This is a genomic window from Actinomadura craniellae, assembly GCF_003289645.1.
In the GTDB taxonomy this organism is placed as follows: domain Bacteria; phylum Actinomycetota; class Actinomycetes; order Streptosporangiales; family Streptosporangiaceae; genus Actinomadura_D; species Actinomadura_D craniellae.
On sequence record NZ_QLYX01000004.1, the window covers coordinates 313797 to 332260 of the forward strand.

General features: G+C 69.9%; 20 protein-coding genes. 12 read left to right on the plus strand and 8 right to left on the minus strand.

The annotated features are described in order from the left end of the window. The first annotated feature begins 156 nt into the window (after nucleotides 1–156). The 8 genes from DPM19_RS11050 (at nucleotide 157) to DPM19_RS11085 (ending at nucleotide 5595) form a co-directional block, all read left to right on the plus strand. Nucleotides 157–504 carry an STAS domain-containing protein gene (locus DPM19_RS11050; RefSeq protein ID WP_158566757.1) on the plus strand — a complete coding sequence of 116 codons (348 nt, stop codon included), beginning with the start codon at nucleotides 157–159 and terminating at the stop codon, nucleotides 502–504. A 183-nt stretch (nucleotides 505–687) separates the two neighbouring features. Then, nucleotides 688–1239, plus strand: a complete 552-nt coding sequence (locus DPM19_RS11055) for a DUF4352 domain-containing protein (protein WP_158566758.1) — start codon at nucleotides 688–690, stop codon at nucleotides 1237–1239. A gap of 684 nt (nucleotides 1240–1923) precedes the next feature. After that, nucleotides 1924–2175 (plus strand): hypothetical protein, encoded by a 252-nt coding sequence (locus DPM19_RS11060; protein WP_111865795.1) that lies wholly within the window; start codon nucleotides 1924–1926, stop codon nucleotides 2173–2175. A gap of 72 nt (nucleotides 2176–2247) precedes the next feature. Beyond that, complete coding sequence (locus tag DPM19_RS11065) at nucleotides 2248–2781, plus strand: NUDIX hydrolase (protein ID WP_111865798.1); 534 nt, start codon at nucleotides 2248–2250, stop codon at nucleotides 2779–2781. A gap of 39 nt (nucleotides 2782–2820) precedes the next feature. Further along, entirely contained in the window at nucleotides 2821–3366 is a 546-nt protein-coding gene (locus tag DPM19_RS11070) for a hypothetical protein (RefSeq protein ID WP_111865801.1), read from the plus strand. Between the two features lie 103 nt (nucleotides 3367–3469). Continuing rightward, on the plus strand, nucleotides 3470–4003 hold the full coding sequence (locus DPM19_RS11075) for a sugar O-acetyltransferase (RefSeq protein WP_199485026.1): 534 nt from the start codon (nucleotides 3470–3472) through the stop codon (nucleotides 4001–4003). A 63-nt stretch (nucleotides 4004–4066) separates the two neighbouring features. Further along, nucleotides 4067–4816, plus strand: coding sequence for a pirin family protein (locus DPM19_RS11080; RefSeq protein WP_111865806.1), 750 nt, complete (start codon nucleotides 4067–4069; stop codon nucleotides 4814–4816). A 188-nt stretch (nucleotides 4817–5004) separates the two neighbouring features. Continuing rightward, the gene (locus DPM19_RS11085) at nucleotides 5005–5595 is read left to right on the plus strand and encodes a Uma2 family endonuclease (protein ID WP_111865808.1); all 591 of its coding nucleotides are present in this window, start codon (nucleotides 5005–5007) and stop codon (nucleotides 5593–5595) included. A gap of 68 nt (nucleotides 5596–5663) precedes the next feature. Here DPM19_RS11085 and DPM19_RS11090 read toward each other — a convergent pair whose 3' ends face one another. The 4 genes from DPM19_RS11090 to DPM19_RS11105 form a co-directional block, all read right to left on the minus strand. Further along, a complete protein-coding gene (locus DPM19_RS11090; RefSeq protein WP_111865810.1) occupies nucleotides 5664–5909 on the minus strand; it encodes a hypothetical protein in 246 nt (81 codons plus the stop codon). 10 nt (nucleotides 5910–5919) lie between these two features. After that, nucleotides 5920–7059 carry a trypsin-like peptidase domain-containing protein gene (locus DPM19_RS11095; RefSeq protein WP_111865818.1) on the minus strand — a complete coding sequence of 380 codons (1140 nt, stop codon included), beginning with the start codon at nucleotides 7057–7059 and terminating at the stop codon, nucleotides 5920–5922. 241 nt (nucleotides 7060–7300) lie between these two features. After that, nucleotides 7301–8884, minus strand: coding sequence for an alkaline phosphatase D family protein (locus tag DPM19_RS11100; RefSeq protein ID WP_111865821.1), 1584 nt, complete (start codon nucleotides 8882–8884; stop codon nucleotides 7301–7303). 120 nt (nucleotides 8885–9004) lie between these two features. Beyond that, nucleotides 9005–9526, minus strand: coding sequence for a flavoprotein (locus DPM19_RS11105; protein ID WP_233510034.1), 522 nt, complete (start codon nucleotides 9524–9526; stop codon nucleotides 9005–9007). A gap of 104 nt (nucleotides 9527–9630) precedes the next feature. Between DPM19_RS11105 and DPM19_RS11110 the strand changes: the two genes are divergently transcribed. The 3 genes from DPM19_RS11110 to helR all read left to right on the plus strand — a co-directional run bounded on the left by DPM19_RS11110 (nucleotide 9631) and on the right by helR (nucleotide 14031). After that, nucleotides 9631–10326: a histidine phosphatase family protein gene (locus DPM19_RS11110; RefSeq protein ID WP_199484984.1), complete on the plus strand. Its 696-nt coding sequence runs from the start codon at nucleotides 9631–9633 to the stop codon at nucleotides 10324–10326. A gap of 192 nt (nucleotides 10327–10518) precedes the next feature. Further along, nucleotides 10519–11754 (plus strand): glycosyltransferase, encoded by a 1236-nt coding sequence (locus DPM19_RS11115; RefSeq protein ID WP_111865825.1) that lies wholly within the window; start codon nucleotides 10519–10521, stop codon nucleotides 11752–11754. A gap of 123 nt (nucleotides 11755–11877) precedes the next feature. Then, entirely contained in the window at nucleotides 11878–14031 is a 2154-nt protein-coding gene (helR, locus tag DPM19_RS11120; protein WP_111865828.1) for an RNA polymerase recycling motor ATPase HelR, read from the plus strand. A gap of 164 nt (nucleotides 14032–14195) precedes the next feature. On the opposite strand, the gene DPM19_RS11125 is transcribed toward helR, so the two are convergent. Further along, nucleotides 14196–14837, minus strand: a complete 642-nt coding sequence (locus DPM19_RS11125) for a DNA alkylation repair protein (RefSeq protein WP_199485027.1) — start codon at nucleotides 14835–14837, stop codon at nucleotides 14196–14198. A gap of 219 nt (nucleotides 14838–15056) precedes the next feature. Here DPM19_RS11125 and DPM19_RS11130 point away from each other — a divergent pair, with 219 nt between their 5' ends. Then, nucleotides 15057–15794, plus strand: coding sequence for a hypothetical protein (locus DPM19_RS11130; protein ID WP_111865833.1), 738 nt, complete (start codon nucleotides 15057–15059; stop codon nucleotides 15792–15794). A gap of 70 nt (nucleotides 15795–15864) precedes the next feature. On the opposite strand, the gene DPM19_RS11135 is transcribed toward DPM19_RS11130, so the two are convergent. The 3 genes from DPM19_RS11135 to DPM19_RS11145 form a co-directional block, all read right to left on the minus strand. Further along, complete coding sequence (locus DPM19_RS11135; RefSeq protein WP_111865836.1) at nucleotides 15865–16482, minus strand: RloB family protein; 618 nt, start codon at nucleotides 16480–16482, stop codon at nucleotides 15865–15867. After that, a complete protein-coding gene (locus tag DPM19_RS11140) occupies nucleotides 16482–17708 on the minus strand; it encodes an AAA family ATPase (RefSeq protein WP_407642514.1) in 1227 nt (408 codons plus the stop codon). Before DPM19_RS11140 ends, DPM19_RS11135 begins: the two co-directional genes overlap by 1 nt. Before the next feature lie 207 nt (nucleotides 17709–17915). Beyond that, nucleotides 17916–18152: a helix-turn-helix domain-containing protein gene (locus tag DPM19_RS11145; protein ID WP_111865839.1), complete on the minus strand. Its 237-nt coding sequence runs from the start codon at nucleotides 18150–18152 to the stop codon at nucleotides 17916–17918. Nucleotides 18153–18464: the final 312 nt, after the last annotated feature.

Sequence of the window (18464 nt, forward strand, 5' to 3'; positions counted from 1 at the left end):
GGCCGCGTCCTCCCTTACTGACCCCTTCGCTCCCGCTTCGCCCCGGCACCGTCCAGGAGCCCGACTCCCCTCCGCCGCGACCCGGCAGGTTGGGGAAGTCATTGCCGGTGTGCAAATATCATCCCTGCACCTCGGCTCTCTAAGCGGGAGAACGCAGTGGAACTGTTGACTGCCTCGGCGCGCGCCCACGGCCCGTTCGCGGTCGTCGCGCTCGCCGGTGAACTCGATATGACGGGCGTGTCCACCGCCGAGCGGACCATCCGGTCCGCCCGCTCGGACCACAGCCCGCACCTGGTCCTCGACCTGACCGGGCTGACCTTCATGGACTCCACGGGATTGCGAGTACTGCTCCAGGCCCAGCGCCAGACCACCGCCCAGCAGGGCACCCTGGCGCTCGCCGCGCCGGCCCCGGCGGTGCGCCGGGTCATCGAGGTCACCGGCCTGGACCGCCACTTCACGATCTACGACACCCTCGACGAGGCCCTCTCCGCCTCCATCGACTGAGTCCCGGCCGCACCGCGGGCCCGCCCGCCCGAATGACGGCGCCGGCCGGCCGCGCGCCCCCAGAGCGCGGCCGGCCGGCGCCTCACGCCGCCATCCACAGCCTGTGGACAGCCGGCGCGACGCGCCCTGGCCAAGATCGTCGAAAGGTGCGAGACTCGGGCGATCCCACCAGCCGGAGGCCAGGTGACGACCCCCTCGAAGCGCACCGGCTGGATCGCCGTGGCCGTCCTCCACACCGCCGTGGTCTTCTCCCTCGGCTACCTCGCGGGCGACCGGACGACCCCGGCCGTCGCCGTACCGGCGGCCGTGCCCGGCGGCACGCCGGCACCGGCGTCCCCGCCGCCCAGTCCCACACCGGCCGGCCCCACACCGACCGGCTGGCCGCGCCAGTCTCCGATCGACGACTTCGCCGTCAAGGTCGTCAAGGTGTCGACGGCGAAATCGCTCTCCGACTCGCTCTACGGGACACATCGCCCGCGAAGCCGGTTCACCCTCGTCCGCCTCTCGCTGCGCAACCGCACCGACCGCCCGGCCCATCCCCCGTCGAACCTGCCGCTGCGGACGGCCGACGGCAGGGAGTTCGCGCCCGCGTGGGAGCCGACGTTCGGGCAGACCGTCCTCGCCCGCCGCGGCACGTTCAACGACGTCAACCCCGGTGCCGCCACCACGGTCGTCTACGTCTACGACCTCCCCGCCGGCGCCCGCCCCGCCGAGGTCGCCGGCCGGCGCCTCTGAGCCGTCCCGGGCGGGGCGGACGGCGGGGTTCTCGAAGGCTTCCACTCGCGACCTCTTCACAGTGGATTCCGCATTGCCCCTTGCGGTGGTTCACGCCCGACACAAAAGCAAGATCGAAAATTCCACCGGAATACCCGCAAAGAAGAGATGCGCCTTCCCCGATGGCCGTAATGACCGGAGGGAGATTGACGGCTGGCCGCTTTCATCTGCCGCACCACACCGATCAGGCAAGGAGAAATACCTGAACAACGCTGTTCCGATCTTGAACCCCGGCATCGGTGACGGCCGCGTCAGAGCGCCCTCCGACGGTGCGGTGGCTGCAATGCCAGTCCTTATTTTCCCGCCGCAACGACCAGAACTCGTCCCGCCGTTCAACACGGCTCGAATTATTCGACGGCATCTCCGTGGATTGAAACTCGGCGGGCATTCCGAACGTCCGAGTCACCGTACATCCCCTGCGCTGCCACGGGAGAAAAGATGCCCACGTTCACGCAGCCGCCCTTACGACAGCCACCATCTCGCAGGTCGTTCCTGGCCGTGGTGTCCCTCCTTGCCGCGGGCTCCGCCGGTTGCCGTCGCCCTCCACCCAGGCGCCAAATTCCCGGGCAGCCACCTCGCAGAGGGGGCGGCGGGCCGCCGGACCCGCCCGTCGACCTGCCCATCAGCGGGCCCGCGCTGACCGTCATGCCCAGTTCGCGGTTGCTCGTCGGCCAGTCCTACAGCCTGCGGGCCTCGGGATTCCTGCCCGGGGAGAGCGTGCAGTTCCGGATCTTCTTCTCCAGCTCGGTGATCCGCTACCGGCTGGTCCACCCGCCGCCGTCCGGCCAGGCATGGCCGATCTTCTCCGGCCAGCCGCATGCGGGCCGCTACCGGGTCACCGCCTACGGAGTGCGGTCGGGGCGGGTGGCCCGGGCCGGTTTCCAGGTCGGTGCCTGATCCGCCCGGTCCGGCGGCGAACGCGCGTCCCGCCGTTTCGACCTGGCCGGGTTCGCCTGGGAGGGTTGGGGGATGCGCTGGACCGTCAACTCCGAAGAGCCCCTCTACCGCGACGAATGGCTGGACATCCGGATGGCCCGGGTGGACATCGGCGCGGGGCGCACGCTCGACCACCGGCTGATCCGCACCCCGCCGGGCGCGGGGGTCGTCGCCGTCGACGACCGGCGGCGCGTTCTCCTGCTGTGGAGACATCGTTTCATCACCGACTCGTGGGGGTGGGAGATCCCGATCGGCAGGATCGAGCCGGGTGAGGGCCCCGCCGAGGCGGCGGCCCGCGAGTTCGAGGAGGAGACCGGCTGGCGGGCCGGGCCGCTGCGCCCGCTGCTGACCACCGAGCCCACCCCCGGCATCAGCGACAGCCGGCACCACATCTTCCGCGCCGACGGTGCGTCCTATGTGGGCTCCCCGGCCGAGGACTGGGAGTCCGAACGCATCGAGTGGGTTCCGCTCGCCCGGGTCCGTGACCTGGTCGCCGGGCGGCAGATCGTCAGCGGCACCACGCTGGCCGCCCTGCTCTACCTGGCCCTGGCGGAGCCCCCCGGATAATCGGCTGCCCGGAACGGGAGACCGCTCTACCGTGGTCCCGTGGACGTGACCTTCAAACGCACCGGCGAACGCCGCTACGGGCTCATCGTCACCGCACCCGGGCAGGGCACCCGGCAGAAGGACCCGGCGCCCGGTTACGACGACCACATCCCGCACGACCTGGTCCACTACGTCGTGGAGGCCGAGCTCGGGTTGGCGGGCGGCGTCTTCGGCCGGATCGCCGGGGGCGGTGGTGGCCTCTTCCAGATCGACGATGACGTCCGGGACCATCGGGAACGCCGCCGGCAGGCGCGCAGGCAGCGCAGGCGCGAGGACCGCCTGCGCCGGGAGGACCACGCGGGCCAGGCCGACATGGCGACCTCGGAGACGTATGCCGGGTTCTGCCTCATCGCCTGGAAGCGCCGGCACGGGTACCGGGGAGAGGCCGCGGCCTGGCTGAACCCCGAGATCCCGCGGCCCGAGGAAGATCCGGCGCTCGGGCGGATCCTGGACCGCCTGGACCGGATCGCCCCGCTCTGGAACGCCCTGCCGGTCGGTGGTTCCCTCACCTTCCGCTGGCCCGGGACGGAGCCGGTGCGGCCCTGACCGCCCGGCGCGATCACGGGCGCCTCCGCGGGGCAGGATCACCGGGACAGCCCAGGACCGCCGTCCCCAGGAGGGAGCCGCCGTGGCCACCCAGAAGGAACGGATGCTCGCCGGTGAGCCCTACATCGCCGACGACCTCGAACTCGCCACGGACGCGCTGCGTGCGGCCCTCCTGTGCGAGCGCTTCAACTCCCGCAGCGCCGCGGAGCCCCTGGCCCGGCGGGAACTGCTGGCCGAGCTGCTGGGCGAGATCGGGGAGGGCGTCGAGATCCGGCCGCCACTGCGGGTGGACTACGGCTACCAGATCACCATCGGCCCCCGGACGTTCCTCAACTTCGGGGCGGTCCTGCTGGACGTCGCCCGGATCACCATCGGCGCCGACGTCCAGATCGGCCCCAACGTCCAGTTGCTGACCCCCACCCACCCGGTGGAGCCGGAACCGCGGCGCGCCAAGTACGAGTCGGCCCGGCCGATCACCCTTGCGGACAACGTCTGGCTGGGCGGCGGCGTCATCGTCTGCCCGGGGGTGACCATCGGGGAGAACACCGTCGTCGGCGCCGGTGCGGTCGTCACCGCGGACCTGCCCCCGAACGTCGTGGCCGTGGGCAACCCGGCCCGGATCGTCCGCGGGATCTGAGCCGGGAATGCCCGACCGCGGATGATGGTTTAAAGTTCAACTACTCATCCTCGGGAGGACGGCATGAACGGGATCGACATCCGGCGGGCGGACGAGCGGTTCACCACGAAGATCGGATGGCTGGACTCCAAACACTCGTTCTCGTTCGGGCGGCACCACGACCCACGCAACGTCCACCACGGGCTGCTGCTGGTCAACAACGACGACACCGTGGCACCCGGCACCGGCTTCGACACGCACCCGCACCAGGACATGGAGATCGTCACCTGGGTGCTGCGCGGATCGCTGGTGCACCAGGACTCCGCGGGGCACAACGGCGTGATCTACCCCGGGCTGGCCCAGCGGATGAGCGCCGGCACCGGCATCCTGCACTCGGAGAAGAACGACTCGTGGCGGCTCCAGGGCGAGGAGCACACCGACCCCGTGCACTTCGTCCAGATGTGGGTGGTGCCGGACGAGGCCGGGATCGAGCCCGGCTACGAGCAACTGGAGATCGACGCCGAACTCCTCGGCGGCGGCCTGGTCACCGTCGCCTCCGGGATGCCCGAGCACCGGAACGCCACCGCCATCCGGATCAAGAACAGGTACGCCGCGCTGCACGTGGCCCGGCTCCAGCCCGGCCAGAGCGTCACGCTGCCCGACGCGCCCCTCCTGCACCTGTTCGTCCCGCGGGGCGCGGCCGACCTGGAGGGCGCCGGCACGCTGCACGAGGGCGACGCGGTCCGCTTCACCGGCACCGGCGGCCACCGCGTCACCGCCACCGACCCCGCCGAGATCCTGGTCTGGGAAATGCACGCCACCCTCGCCGCCTGACCGAACGGGTCCCGCGAGGGAAGTGCGGCGAACAACAGCCCCACCTCGGACGTCGCGCCCCAGGCTGGCAACGTTCCACATCTCCCCCCCCCGGTATCGACAGTCAGTTTCCAGAAAGTACCGGTCCGTAACCACCAAGCCCTCCGCCAAGCTGGCCCCCATGAGGAAGAGGGGGCAGGATGGGAACCATGACCATCGGGCAGGCCGAGTCTCGGCGGCATCCGCTGACCGTGGACGATCTGGCGCGGACGCCGGACGACGGGAAGCGCTACGAACTCGTGGACGGGCGGCTTGACGTGTCCCCGGCCCCGATGTACCCGCATACGCTCATCGAGTCCCGGCTGATGATCCATCTGGGCGTCTCCGCCCCCGAGGAGTTCACGGTCCTCACCGGGCCGGGGATCAACTTCAACGCCGACCGGACGCACCACCGCATACCCGACGTCGCCGTGATCCGCACCGAAGACGGGGAGCCTCCCTATCTCACCCGGCCGCCGCTGCTGGCGGTCGAGGTGGTCTCGCCCGAGAGCGTCTTCCGCGACCACCACGTCAAGGCGCGGGAGTACGCCGAGTTCGGCATCCCGTCCTACTGGATCATCAACCCGTCCGCGGAGAAGCCGGGCCTGCTCGAAATGCGGCTGGACGACGGCGGGTACCGCGAGTCCGCCCAGGTCTTCGGCCAGGACGTGTTCGAGACCGACGTCCCCTTCCCGATCGCGATCGTCCCGCACTGGCTGATCGCTCCCGGTCCGTGGAAGGCGCGTATCGCGGGTGGGTGACCGGGCGATCCCGCGAACCGTCCACGTCACCGGCCGGTCGGGGCGTCCTCCCGGCCGGTGACGCGCTTTCACGGTGGCGGCCGGTCCTCCTCGGAGTAGGCGTCGACCGGGCCGCCCGACTCGCGGACCCGGACGGCGACGCCGTGGAGCCGTTCCGGCAGCCGCACCGCGCCCGCCGTGCCGGTCACCCAGACATCGACCGTCGGCTCTCCGCCGCTCTCGCCCTGGCCGACCGAGACGACCTCGGAGATCTCGTCCATCCACCGGGTCGCCTCGGCGAGCGCCCTGTCCACGTCCTTCTCGCTTCCGGACATCGGCGCGCGGCTACTCCGCCACCTTGATTCCCAGGAGTTCCTGGACCGGCACGATCGGGTTGATGATCGTCGCGGCGGGCGAGCCGGCGAAGAGCAGGCCGACCGCGCGCTCGTCCAGGTCGGCGACGATGCTGCCGGAGTCGCCGGGCGCGCTCATGTTGCCGGCCTGGATCTGCCCGGTGAACCGGGCGACCCGGCCGCCGCCGTAGTTGACGTCGACGGTCGCGTTGATGTTCATCACGGTGCCGGTGGTGTAGTTCGTGGTCCGGCCGCACTTCTGCAGGGTGAGGCCGACGGCGGGCGTGGTGTTCAGCCCCTTGAGGTTCCCGACCCAGTAGACCCTGCGGTCGAGGTCCTCGAAGTCGCCCTCGGCCACCGCGGCGTCCACCAGGTTCAGCGGCACGGGCTGGCCGGACTGGATGAACCTGATCGGCACGAACCGGCTGAGCCGGGCGACGACGTCGCCGGGGAAGGTCCCGCCGTCCGCCGGCCCCGGCTGCAGGATCGGGTCGCCGATGGACGCGTTGTTGGAGTTCGCCAGCACGTGGTTGTTGCTGAGCATGTAGTAGCGCTGCGGGATGCCGGGTGAGGCCGCCGCGTCGTAGACGCAGGTGCCGAGGGTCCCGGCGGTGATGTTGACGTGCCCGACGCTGACGCCGCCGTGGGCCGGCCGGATCCGCTTGGTCAGCCGGAAGGGCCCCACGTGCTCCAGCGCCGGCAGTGACCTGTCGTCGACCCGTACCGCGTGGACGGCGCCGTTCTGGACGACGGTCATCCCCAGGTCGCCCGAGGTGACCAGCGGCCCCTGCGGTAGCTGAGATACTCCCTGGAAGGTGGGCGGGGCGACCAGTTGCCCGGCCCCGGTGGTGGTGAGCGGGGCGCCGGCCTGCAGGACGCCCACCTCCTGGACGTCGGTGATGGCGTCGCCGATCTTCGCCGGGATTCGCTCCTCTGAGGTGAGGGCGTCCTTGGGCATTTTGACGTCCACCAGAACGGTGACCGCCTTCTTACCGGTGCTTTCCCCGCTGGTGTGTTTGTATCCGAGCGCAACGCCGACGACGCGTTGCCTGGCCAGCAGCTTCTCCTGTTCGCGGTACTGGATGTTGGCCAGTTCCACGAATTCCTTCGGCAGTTGGTCCTCCGCCCGCATGGTTTCCCCTTCGTCACGAAGCCAAGAATTAGAGAATTCCGAATAGACGGATCTTCTCCCCCCGCATCGACTCGTCCCCATGCCTTTCCCCCAAAAAACCGACAAGCAATAAGATTTGCGCTTGCATTACTAAGTCGGAATTTTCGGGAACGAGCTACTACCTGGCTGGTGCCCGGAACCCCGCGGCCGGGACTCCGGGCACCGCACGTTCGCGAACTTCGCCCGCGGGCTCGCCGCCCCGTCAGAGCCTGACGGCCCCCGGCCGGCGGTCTTCGACCACGAACGAGGCGAACGTCGTGGCGCGCGCGTCGGCGCGGCTGACCGTCGGCACCATCCGCAGGTCCGTCCGCCACCGGTGCTGGTCCAGCTTGCAGGTGACGTAACCGCGGCGGTCGCCGTCGAAGAACTTGATGTGCGGGTTCCACTTGATCATCGGCCCGTAGTAGGGGCCGTAGACCTCCCCGTCGCCGTTGGTGCTGATGGAGGTGCCGACGAACTCCGTGGCCACGACCCGGGAGTCGGGGTCGTCGAAGTCGCTCTTGATGTCGTTGACGAAGGTCGAGTGCCAGTCGCCGGCGACCAGCACGGGGTTGCGCACCCTGGCCGAGGTGAACGTGTCGGTGATGGCCCTGCGCGAGGCCGGGTAGCCGTCCCACGCGTCGTGCCAGATGATGTCGCCGGTCGGGCCGTCGTGGTCCAGGCGGGCCATCATCACGCTCGTGGCGATGACGTTCCAGCGGGCCTCCGACCGGCGCAGCCCGTCGAGCAGCCACCTCTCCTGCGTGGCGCCGAGCATGCTGCCCTTGGTCGGGTCGTTCCCGGCCTCGCACGCCGGCGCCTCGCCCCAGCCGCACGGCGGCGCGGTCCGGTACTGCCGGGTGTCCAGGACGTCGAGCTGGGCCAGGCGGCCCCAGGCGGACCGGCGGTAGAGCAGCAGCGAGCCATCCTTGCGGGGCAGTGACCGGCGGCTCACGGGCTGGTGCTCGTACCACGCCTTGTACGCCGCCACCCGGTTCGCGGTCGCGCCGCCGTTCGCTCCCGCGTAGTCGTTCTGGACCTCGTGGTCGTCCCAGGTGACCAGCCACGGGAAGCGGGCGTGCACGCGCTGCAGGTCCGGGTCGGACTTGTACAGCGCGTACTGCATCCGCCAGCGGTCGAGGTCCAGCGGGCCCTCGCGCAGCACGTCCGGCGTCGGGGTCCTGCGCAGGCCGCCGTCCGCCGGGATGCCGTACTCGTACACGTAGTCGCCGAGGTGGACGACGAGGTCGAGGTCCTCCTCGGCCATGTTGCGGTAGGCCGAGTAGAAACCGTGCGACCAGTCCTGGCAGGAGGCGAACGCGAAGCTGAGCGACCCGAGCGGGCCGTGCTCGCGCGGCGCGGTCCGGGTGCGTCCCACGGTCGAGACGTCGCCGCGGTAGCGGAACCGGTAATGGTACTCCCGGCCCGGTTCCAGGCCCTCGACCTCAACATGCACCGAGTGCGCCAGTTCGGGCAGGGCCGACACCGTGCCGCGCCTGACGACCCGCCGCATGCCCGGGTCCAGCGCGACCTGCCAGTCGACCGGTACCGGACGGCTCGGCATACCGCCGTCCGGGCTGAACAGTTCGGGCACGAGCCGGGTCCACAGCACCACGCCCCCGGGCGTCGGGTCACCCGAGGCGACACCGAGCTTGAAGGGGTACTCGCCGCCCCGGACGCGCGGTGCCGCCAGGGCGTCGCCCTCCAGGGGCACCTGGCTGAGGGCCGCCAGCCCGGCCACCGTTCCGATGCCGCCGAGGAAGCGGCGGCGGTCCAGGCCGGACCGGCCAGGGAAGTTCACAGTCATGGCCGCCAGATGACCGGCCCGCGCCGAACACCCGGCATCCCTGACGTAACGGCCGGCCGAAAACAGGAGGGACGGACGCCGAAGCGCACATCCCCGCATCCGGTCGGCGCGCGACCGGGTTCACGTGGTGAGATCGCGCAGTTCCGCGAGCACCTGCTCCCAGGGCGGCACGCGCCCCTGCGGCCCGGCGGGGTCGAACAGCACCCGCACGCCCATCGACCGCAGCACGTCCAGGTTCCGGCCGAAGGCCACATGCCGGGCCAGCCCGTCATTGGTCTGGGGTACGGCCAGGACCGGCACACCGAGGCCCGTCTGCTCACACAGCAGCGCGGTCGCGAACGTGTCGGCGATCCCCGCCGCCCACTTGTTGACCGTGTTGAACGTCGCCGGAGCCACCACCACCGCGTCGGCGGGCGGCAGTTCCTTCGGCTGCCACGGCAACCGGAACTCGCTGCGCACCGGCCCGCCGGTCAGCGAGGCCAGCGAGTTGACGTCCACGAACCGCCGTCCCAGCGGGGACACGACCGCGAACACCCGCCAGCCCGCGGACTGCGCCAGCCGGATGAACCCCGCCACCTCGGCGGCCGCCGGCGCGGCGCACACGATGACGTAGAGGACCCGCCGAGCCTCGTCGTCTGCCACGCCAAGAGCGTAGACACCATTCATCCTGATAGGTGAACGGGACCCGGCACTCCAAGGGCGCGACGGGCTTCCGCGACGCGGTTCCCGCGTGCCAGCCTGTCGGCATGATCAAGGTGCGGCGGGTGTGGCTGATCCGGCACGGGCAGAGCGAGTCGAACGCGGGGCTGCCGACGAACGGGCCGGGGGCGTCCCCGCTCACGGCGCTCGGACGGGAGCAGGCGGCACGGACGGCCGCGGCCTTCACCGCACCGCCCGACCTCATCGTCGGCTCGCCGTTCGTCCGCGCGCGGCAGACCGCCGAGGCGACCGTCCAGCGGTTTCCCGAGGTGCCGTACGAGGAGTGGCCCGTGCAGGAGTTCACCTACCTGGGCAGGCTGCACGGGCCGCAGACCACGACGCAGCAGCGGCGGCCCCTCGCCGAGGCCTACTGGGAACGGACCGATCCCACCTATGTCAACGGCGGCGACGGCGAGACCTTCGCCGCGCTCGTCACCCGCGTCCACGCCTTCCTGGACCGGCTCGCCGACCGCCCCGAGGACGGCCTGATCGCGGTGTTCACGCACGGCATCTTCATGAAGGCCGTGATCTGGTCGCTGTTCGCCGGGGCCACCGACCCCGACACCGCGGCGATGCGCGGCTTCCGCCGGTTCAACGGCACGTGCGACATCCCCAACTGCGCCGTCACCGAACTGTGGCGGCCGAGCGGGCCGTACGGGTTCCGCGTCGTCGGCGGCGGGACGATGCACCTGGCGGAGACGGCCACCGTCCAGGGGGCTGCTTCCTCCGCCGCCTTGGACTAGGCGGAGCCCACCGGCGGCGCCGGTTTCGCGAGGAGGTCGCCCGCGCACAGCGGACAATAAAAAAGGGAAAGGGGCGTACTCGCTCCTTTCCACTCTTAACTTATAGCGCACCGGGGGGCTTGCGGCAAGACCCCCGTCGTGCCGCAGAATCGTCGGCCTAGGGCCGGAGCCTGCGGAAACGGGGGATGCGAAGTGCGGGTGTTGTTGTCGACGTACGGGTCGCGCGGGGACGTCGAGCCACTGGTGGGACTCGCGGTGCGGTTGCGGGAACTCGGCGCGGAGGTGCGGATGTGCGCGCCGCCGGACGAGGACTTCGCCCAGCGGCTGGCCGGTGTCGGCGTGCCGCTGGTGCCGGTCGGCCGGTCGGCGCGCGCGCTGACGACCGGGGCGCCGCCACCGTCGTCCCTGCCGCAGCGCGCGGCCGAATTGATCGCCGGCCAGCTCGACGCGGTCACCGCGGCCGCCGAGGGATGCGACGCGCTGGTGGCGACCGGCGTGCTACCGGCCGTGGCCGGCGCGCGGTCGGTGGCCGAGAAACTGGGCATCCGCTCCGTGTCCGTGACCTTCCAGCAACTCACCCTGCCGTCGCCGCACCACCCGCCGCTGGCGTATCCAGGCCGGCCGTTCCCGCCGGAGGTGACCGACAACCGGGTGCTGTGGGACCTGGACGCCCAGAGCATCAACGCGCTGTTCGGCGCGGCGCTCAACACCAACCGGGCGTCGATCGGCCTGCCACCGGTGGACGACGTCCGCGGCTACGCCATCGGCGACCGGCCGTTGCTGGCGACGGACCCCGTCCTGGATCCGTGGCGGGAGACGCCGGACCTCGACGTCGTCCAGACCGGCGCGTGGGTCCTGCCCGACGTCCGCCCGCTCCCGGACGAGCTGACGGCGTTCCTGGACGCCGGCACACCACCGGTGTACGTGGGCTTCGGCAGCATGCCCATGCACGCCGCGCCGGACGTCGCCCGGGTGGCCGTCGAGGCGATCCAGGCGCAGGGCCGCCGCGCGGTCATGTCCCGCGGCTGGGCCGATCTGGCCCCGGTCGACGGCCGGGACGACTGCTTCGTCGTCGGCGAGGTCAACCAGCAGGCACTGTTCGCCCGGGTGGCCGCCGTCGTGCACCACGGCGGCGCGGGCACCACCATGACGGCCGCCCGGGCCGGCGCGGCCCAGGTGGTGGTGCCCCAGGCGACGGACCAGCCGTACTGGGCCGGCCGGGTGGCCGACCTGGGCATCGGCGCGGCGCACGACGGCCCGGTCCCGACCACCGAGTCCCTGTCGGCCGCGCTCGGGACGGCCCTGGCCGCCGAGACCCGCGCGCGGGCGACCGCCGTGGCCGGCACGCTCCGCACCGACGGGGCGACAGTGGCCGCGAAGCTGCTGGCCGACGCGATCAGCCGGGGAAGGCCGCCGGTGTCCGTGTGAACACCGGACCGGGACCCGAACCTGCGGGCCCGGCGCTCTGGACCGGCCATGGTCCACGTCCCGTCCCGGCCCCCGGCCCGGACGCCCTGCCGCACGCACAGACCTCACCTTGGAGCTGACGCCATGAACCCCCTGCCCACCAGCGCGTTCGACCTTCCCGACCGCCTCTCCGCCAAGGCCGACCCGGCGCTGATCGCCGACGACGAGCGACACTTCGCGGCCATCGCGGAGAGCCTCGCCCAGTCGATCGCCGACCTGTCCGACCGCCTCGACGCCGAGCGCAGGGCCCCCGGCGGCATCGGCCAGCAGGCGATGGACCGGGACATGGAGATCCACCGGCTGACCGCCCGCCTGCGCGCGCTGCGCCGCTTCGGCCTGGACCTGTGCCTCGGCCGCATGGTCGGCGCGGACGGCACCGAACCCGTGTACGTCGGACGGCTCGGCCTCAAGGACAGCACGGGGCGCCGGCTGCTGGTCGACTGGCGCTCCACCGCGGCCGAACCGTTCTTCGGCGCGACCCACGCCAACCCGATGGGCCTGGCGAGCCGCCGCAGGTACCGCTGGACCCGCGGCCGGATCAGCGACTACTGGGACGAGGTGTTCACCTCGGACGGCTTCGACGGGCACGCCGCCCTCGACGACCAGTCCGCCTTCATCGCCAGCCTGGGCACCAACCGGTCGGCCCGGATGCGGGACGTGCTCGGCACCATCCAGGCCGACCAGGACGCCATCATCCGCGCGGGATCCCGCGGCGCCCTCGTCGTGGACGGCGGGCCGGGCACGGGCAAGACCGTCGTCGCCCTGCACCGCTCCGCCTACCTCCTCTACTCCGACCCCCGCCTCGGTCACCACCGGGGCGGTGTGCTGTTCGTCGGCCCGCACCAGCCCTACCTGGCCTACGTCTCCGACGTCCTGCCCAGCCTCGGTGAGGAGGGCGTGCAGACCTGCACGCTGCGGGACCTCGTCGCCGAGGGAGCCGCGGCGGCGGCCGAGACCGACCCGGACGTGGCCCGCCTGAAGTCGTCCGCCGAACTGGTGCAGGCGATCGAGCCGGCCGTCAGGTTCTACGAGAACCCGCCCACCGAGGGGATGACGGTCACGACCCACTGGTCCGACGTCTGGCTGGGCGCCGACGACTGGGCCGAGGCGTTCCAGGCACCGGAACCCGGCACCCCGCACAACGAGGCGCGCGACCAGATCTGGGCGGAACTGCTCACGATCCTGGCGGACAAGCACGACGGCGACGTCTCGGCCGACCTGCTCCGCAAGTCGCTGGCGCAGGACCGGGAACTGCGCACCACCTTCAACCGGGCGTGGCCGCTGATCGAGGCGGCCGACCTCGTCGGGGACCTGTGGTCGGTACCCGCCTACCTGCGGATGTGCGCCCCGTGGCTCAGCCCCGCCGACATCCGGGCGCTGCAACGCGCGGACGCCCAGGCGTGGACGGTGTCCGACCTGCCGCTCCTGGACGCGGCCCGGCAGCGTCTCGGCGACCCGGAGGCGTCCCGCCGCAGGCGCCGGCACGAGGCCGCGATCGCCGCCGAACGGGAGCAGCGGGCCCAGGTCCTCGACAACCTGGCCGAGGCCGCCGACGACGAATACGGCGTGGGCCTGGTGACGATGCTGAGCGGCGAGGACTTCCAGGACGCCCTGGTCGACGGCACCGCGGCCCCCGGCACCGAACCGGACCTGCTCGCCGGCCCGTTCGCGCACATCGTCGTGGACGAAGCCCAGGAACTCACCGACGCGCAGTGGCAGATGCTGCTGCTCCGCTGCCCGTCCCGCAGCTTCACCATCGTCGGGGACCGCGCCCAGGCCAGGCACGGGTTCACCGAGTCGTGGCGGGAACGGCTCAAGCGGATCGGGCTCGACCAGATCGGGCTGGCCTCCCTGAGCATCAACTACCGGACACCGGAAGAGATCATGGCGGAGGCCGAGCCGGTCATCCGGGCGGCGCTCCCCGACGCCAACGTGCCGACCTCCATCCGCAGCGGCGGCGTCCCCGTCGTCCACGGATCCACCGCGGAACTCGGCTCGGTCCTCGACACCTGGCTCGCCGCGAACGCCGACGGGACCGCCTGCGTCATCGGCGACCCCACGTTCCGGCCGGCGCCCCGCGTCCGGTCGCTGACCCCGGAGCTGGCGAAGGGTCTGGAGTTCGACCTGGTCGTCCTCATCGACCCGGAGACGTTCGGCCAGGGCATCGAGGGGGCGGTCGACCGCTACGTGGCGATGACCCGGGCGACCCAGCGACTCGTCATCCTCACCAGCCCTTGACATCGGCCGGGCGGAAACCCGCCGCCGGCCTGCCCGGACGCCGGCTCACCACCGGTACATGCGGGCGCCGCGTACCGATCCTTCTAGGGTTCCGGGCCTTCCCACTCGTCCCGCCGGCAGGTCCGTCCGGGCGCGGACCAGGCCGAAGTCGGGGGTTCGGGCCCCTACCCGTCCCGCCGGCGCACCATCTCGGTGATCCAGACGGGTGCGAACGGGGACGTGCAGCCCGGGGAGGTCGGGTAGTCCTTGAGCACCTCCAGGCGTTCACCGATGTCGATGGCGCGGGCGCGGTGCTCGGCGTGCTCGATCCCGATCTGGGCCAGGCAGTGGTTCATCGCCCACTGCAGGCGGTCCGGGGCGTCCCGCATCCCCGCCTCGATGACGTCGAGCAGCCCGGCGAGGTCCAGGACCTCGGGCCGCTTCGCCACGCGTTCGGTGGTCAACGCCCAGCCGGCGCTCGCGACCGCCGGATCGGGGTCGGCGGACCAGGCCAGGCGCAGCTCCTCGGAGTGCGGGTTCTTCTTCACCACGTAGTTCACGAGCCAGTCGTGCACCTTGGGGGTGCGGGCGTCGCGCACCATGCCGTCCAGCTCGGCACGCCCGAACGCCTTCGGGCGGCAGATCAGGATCGCCAGCAGCCGCGCCGCGGTGTCACCGGTCTCCCAGAGCCGGCCCGCGAGTTCCTGCTGCGTCTTCAGCCGCTTCGCGAGGGCGCGCAGCTTGCCGAGGTTCACCCCGTGGTCGTCACCGTGCCGCTCGTTCACCTCGCGTATCTTCGGGTCCTCGAGCCCGGCCAGCTCGGCCATGACTTCGGCCACCATCGTCTCGGTCAGCGTCGTCCCGGCCACCGCGGCCTCCCGTCCGTCACGCGTGGAATTCAGCCTACGACGGAAGGCCGGACTCCCGCCGTACACGCCGGTTCGGCGGTGCTTCCGGGCGGCTGGTTACGGCATGATCAGCAGGAGTCTTCGTCCCGCGGACGCACCAGGACGCGGGATGCCGTCACAGCCGAACAGGATGTCAGCGTGAGCGTGCGCCCGGACTGGTTGAACCGCTACCTCGCCGGTGAGCGAGCGCAGGTATGGCATGAGCTGCGGCAACTGGGCGACCGGATGCGCGCCCCCGGCCTCGCCGAGGAGGCGCAGGCGGTGTGCGACGAGATGGCTCACCGTGCCCGCAGGAACATCGAGATGATCATCGGCCGGCTGGACGAGCAGGGCTACCGGTTCCACGAGAACAACGACGACCAGACCCCGACCGAACCCTTCGCGCCTCCCGGCCCCGAGGCCGAAACCCATCTCCGCTGGCTGGAGGAGCGGCTCGGCCCGCTGCCGATGACCCTCTCCTCATGGGTGCGCATCGTCGGGGACGTGTGGCTGGTCGGAACCCACCCCCAGTGGCGGAACTCGGCGGACGCCGACCCGCTCGTCTTCGAAGTGGAAGGCACCCGCCACCCGGCCGGAGGCATCCGCGAGTACGCCAAGGAAGAGATCGAGTACTGGCAGGAGGACGAGCAACCCGGCCCCTTCGTCCTCCCCGTGGCACCGGACCATCTCCACAAGGCCAACGTCAGCGGCGGCGGCCCCTACGGAATCCTCCTCCCCGACGGGTGCGCCGACGCCCACTTCGTCGGCGAGGTCGGCATGCCCCTGGTCGACTACCTCACCTGGGTCTTCCACAACGGCGGCTTCCCCCGGCCGACCAACGACAACGCGCAATGGGACGTGCTCTTCCAACTCCGGCAGGAACTCCAGCCCCTGTGACTTCCTGAACGGCGGAGCCGGTGGCGAATTCAGGTGGCTCAGTGGTCATGGGCTCGATTTACATCGAGCCTCACTCGCCCTCGATCTCCCGCAAAAGCTTGTACATGCCGGATGAGGGGTTGTTGTGGGGGAATCGAGTACCGTCCTGCTCATGTCGCGCATCGAGGAGCTGTGCTCGTTGAGCAGCTTCTTTTCGTAGGGGCATGTAAGCGTCCGCGTCGATACTTTTCCCGGACCGATTATCCATCGACCGGGACAGTCGTTCGGCGGGATCCGTGTCAACAAAAGAAGAGTGATTGCGGTAGTGCAGAATCAGCCAAAGCTCAAAGCACGGGTTTGAGATGGCAAGGTTTATCCCATTTGCCCGAGCCAACTCCACGGCTTCGGGTAGGTGTGGATGGTTTCGCGGCCACTCTACATCAAATATGCACCAGCATTCATCCACCTCAGGATCCCATTTATGCTCTTTGGCCATCTTGACCAGGGTAAGGGGAACCCCCTGCTTCGGATGGATGCGCAGGTCCAGCGCGGTATTCGCTGCCACATGGGGCAGCTTCTTCAAACCCCTAATGTAGTCAGGTTCTGAATTCACACCTTCGCAGAAGACCACAATGGTACGAAGTTCGGGCCGCTTTCCAGTGGTTCTCTTGAGAGATCGGCCGCCTCGCCTGCCTCCGCGTGGGGCCATCAGCCGATCAACCCGAGCGCCCGCAACAGGTCGGTCTGATCAACCTGGGGCAGGGCACCGAATCTTCCGTGGAGATATGCGTTTTCAAGGTTCTGGGACTTGCGTACACGCTCTCCAGCAAAATCAGCCAGCGCGCCAAGACGTGTTGAACCGTCGCCGCGCTTCTCAGTCAACCACACCTCATCTCGGTTTAGATGATTGAGTAGGCTGGTATCGTGTGAAGAGAAAATGAGCTGGGCTCCGTTTGGGTTCGTAGTCGGACTGTGAAAGATGCGAATCAGTTCCGCCGAGAGGGTGGGATGCAAGCTACCATCCAGCTCATCAAAGATGATGACCGACCCGAACTGTAGTGCCCCCAGGACCGGACCAATGAGATTAAACCAGGTCCTCGTCCCTTCGGATTCTGCACCAAGGTCGAACGGAATACTTTCTTCAGAGGTTTTGTGCAGCAAGCGCACCCTCCGCCGAGTACGCACGTCCGACGAGTCCGGGTAAGTGATCTCCTGATTATCGATCACCACGTCTTCGATGCCGAGGTCTGCCATGCGCAGCAGGGCGAGCGCTCGCTTACGCCCTCTTGTTTCTGCGCCATCAAATTCCTCCCCGGAGAACAGGGAAAGCTGATCACCGTGGTCCTCGTCGAACCATCGCGCCGTCGGGCGAGCGTGAAAGGAGCGAGGCGCCACTACGAGGTTGCCCGGAGTTCGGTTTGGTAGGCGATGCCCAAGGGTCTGTATACGCAGGAGCGCATTGGCAAAATCCGACACAAGCGGCTCATTGAACCTTCTCGCAATTGAGAGCGCCAGCACTCTCGGTGTCATGAGATCGCGGGTTCCGGACAGTTCGCCCAGCCCGCGTTGCAGCTTGAGCTCAGCCTCTTCCCGCTCGAAAATCCGCCTACGCTTTTTCTCGGGATAGTGGAACAGGGCCTCATACATCACGCCCTCGCGGTTCAGCTCCAGAATATATTCGAACCGAATTCCACCGATCTCAAGCTCAACAATGAATTCGCTAGGCGAAGCAGGCCCGTCAGAGAAAACGAATGGTTCGATCGGAACTTCGTCTTCCCAGAAGCGGAGTGACAGCTGGACCGCGTCGCGAACCCATGCCAGCGCCCCGAGAACGTTGGTCTTGCCGGACGCGTTCGGCCCATAGATGGCGGCGACCGGGAGAAGGCTCTCACCGAGATGCGGGGCGGGCCGCGCCGCCTCACGATCCTGATCGATTGCGACCATCGAGAGCTCGGCGGTCTCCCGGATGGAACGGTAGTTGCTCACCTCGAACCTGATCAGCACGGACTTAGCTTACCCTCCCCTAGCCTGCGGACACGTGGCCTGGATCGCAGGAGTCGGACGAAAATAGGGCTGTGCTTGCAGGGAGCCCGCACACATGTTGGTTGCTTACCCCAGTCTGGGCGCAGACCGCGACTCGATTCACGCGGCCGGGGTTCGAAGCTGAACGAGTTCGGCGCCGAGGCGTTCGAGGACGGGCAGGGTCGGGACAGTGCCACCGGCCTCGAACCTGACCACGGCCAACTGCGTCATCTCCGCGACTTCCGCCAGCCGGCTCTGGCCCCACCCGCGTTCCTCGCGCAGGGCCCGGACAGTACCCCCAACTACGCAGGCCAGCCGGGTGGCCGTGTGTGCCTCGGCCACCTCGGGCTCGACCATCCGGCGCTCCCGCAACTTGCCACGCGTACAGCCCACCAGCGGCATCGCTCAACGAATCTGCAGATACACCCTCAGCCTGCAGTAAGCCCGCCGCGACCCGGTGACGCGGCAGATTGACACCGGCCGCTCCATTTTCGTAACCTTCAGCTATTACTCCCCGCCGTCCTCCGGGACTGGCGGGGCTTTTTACTGGGGACCCGCGCCCTGGAGCAATGGGACCAGTCGGTCGCGCTCATCCTGCGCTTCAATCCGATGCGGTTTTATCTCGGCCTGCGACTCTGGGACCTGGCGAACACCCACCCACTCGTCTCG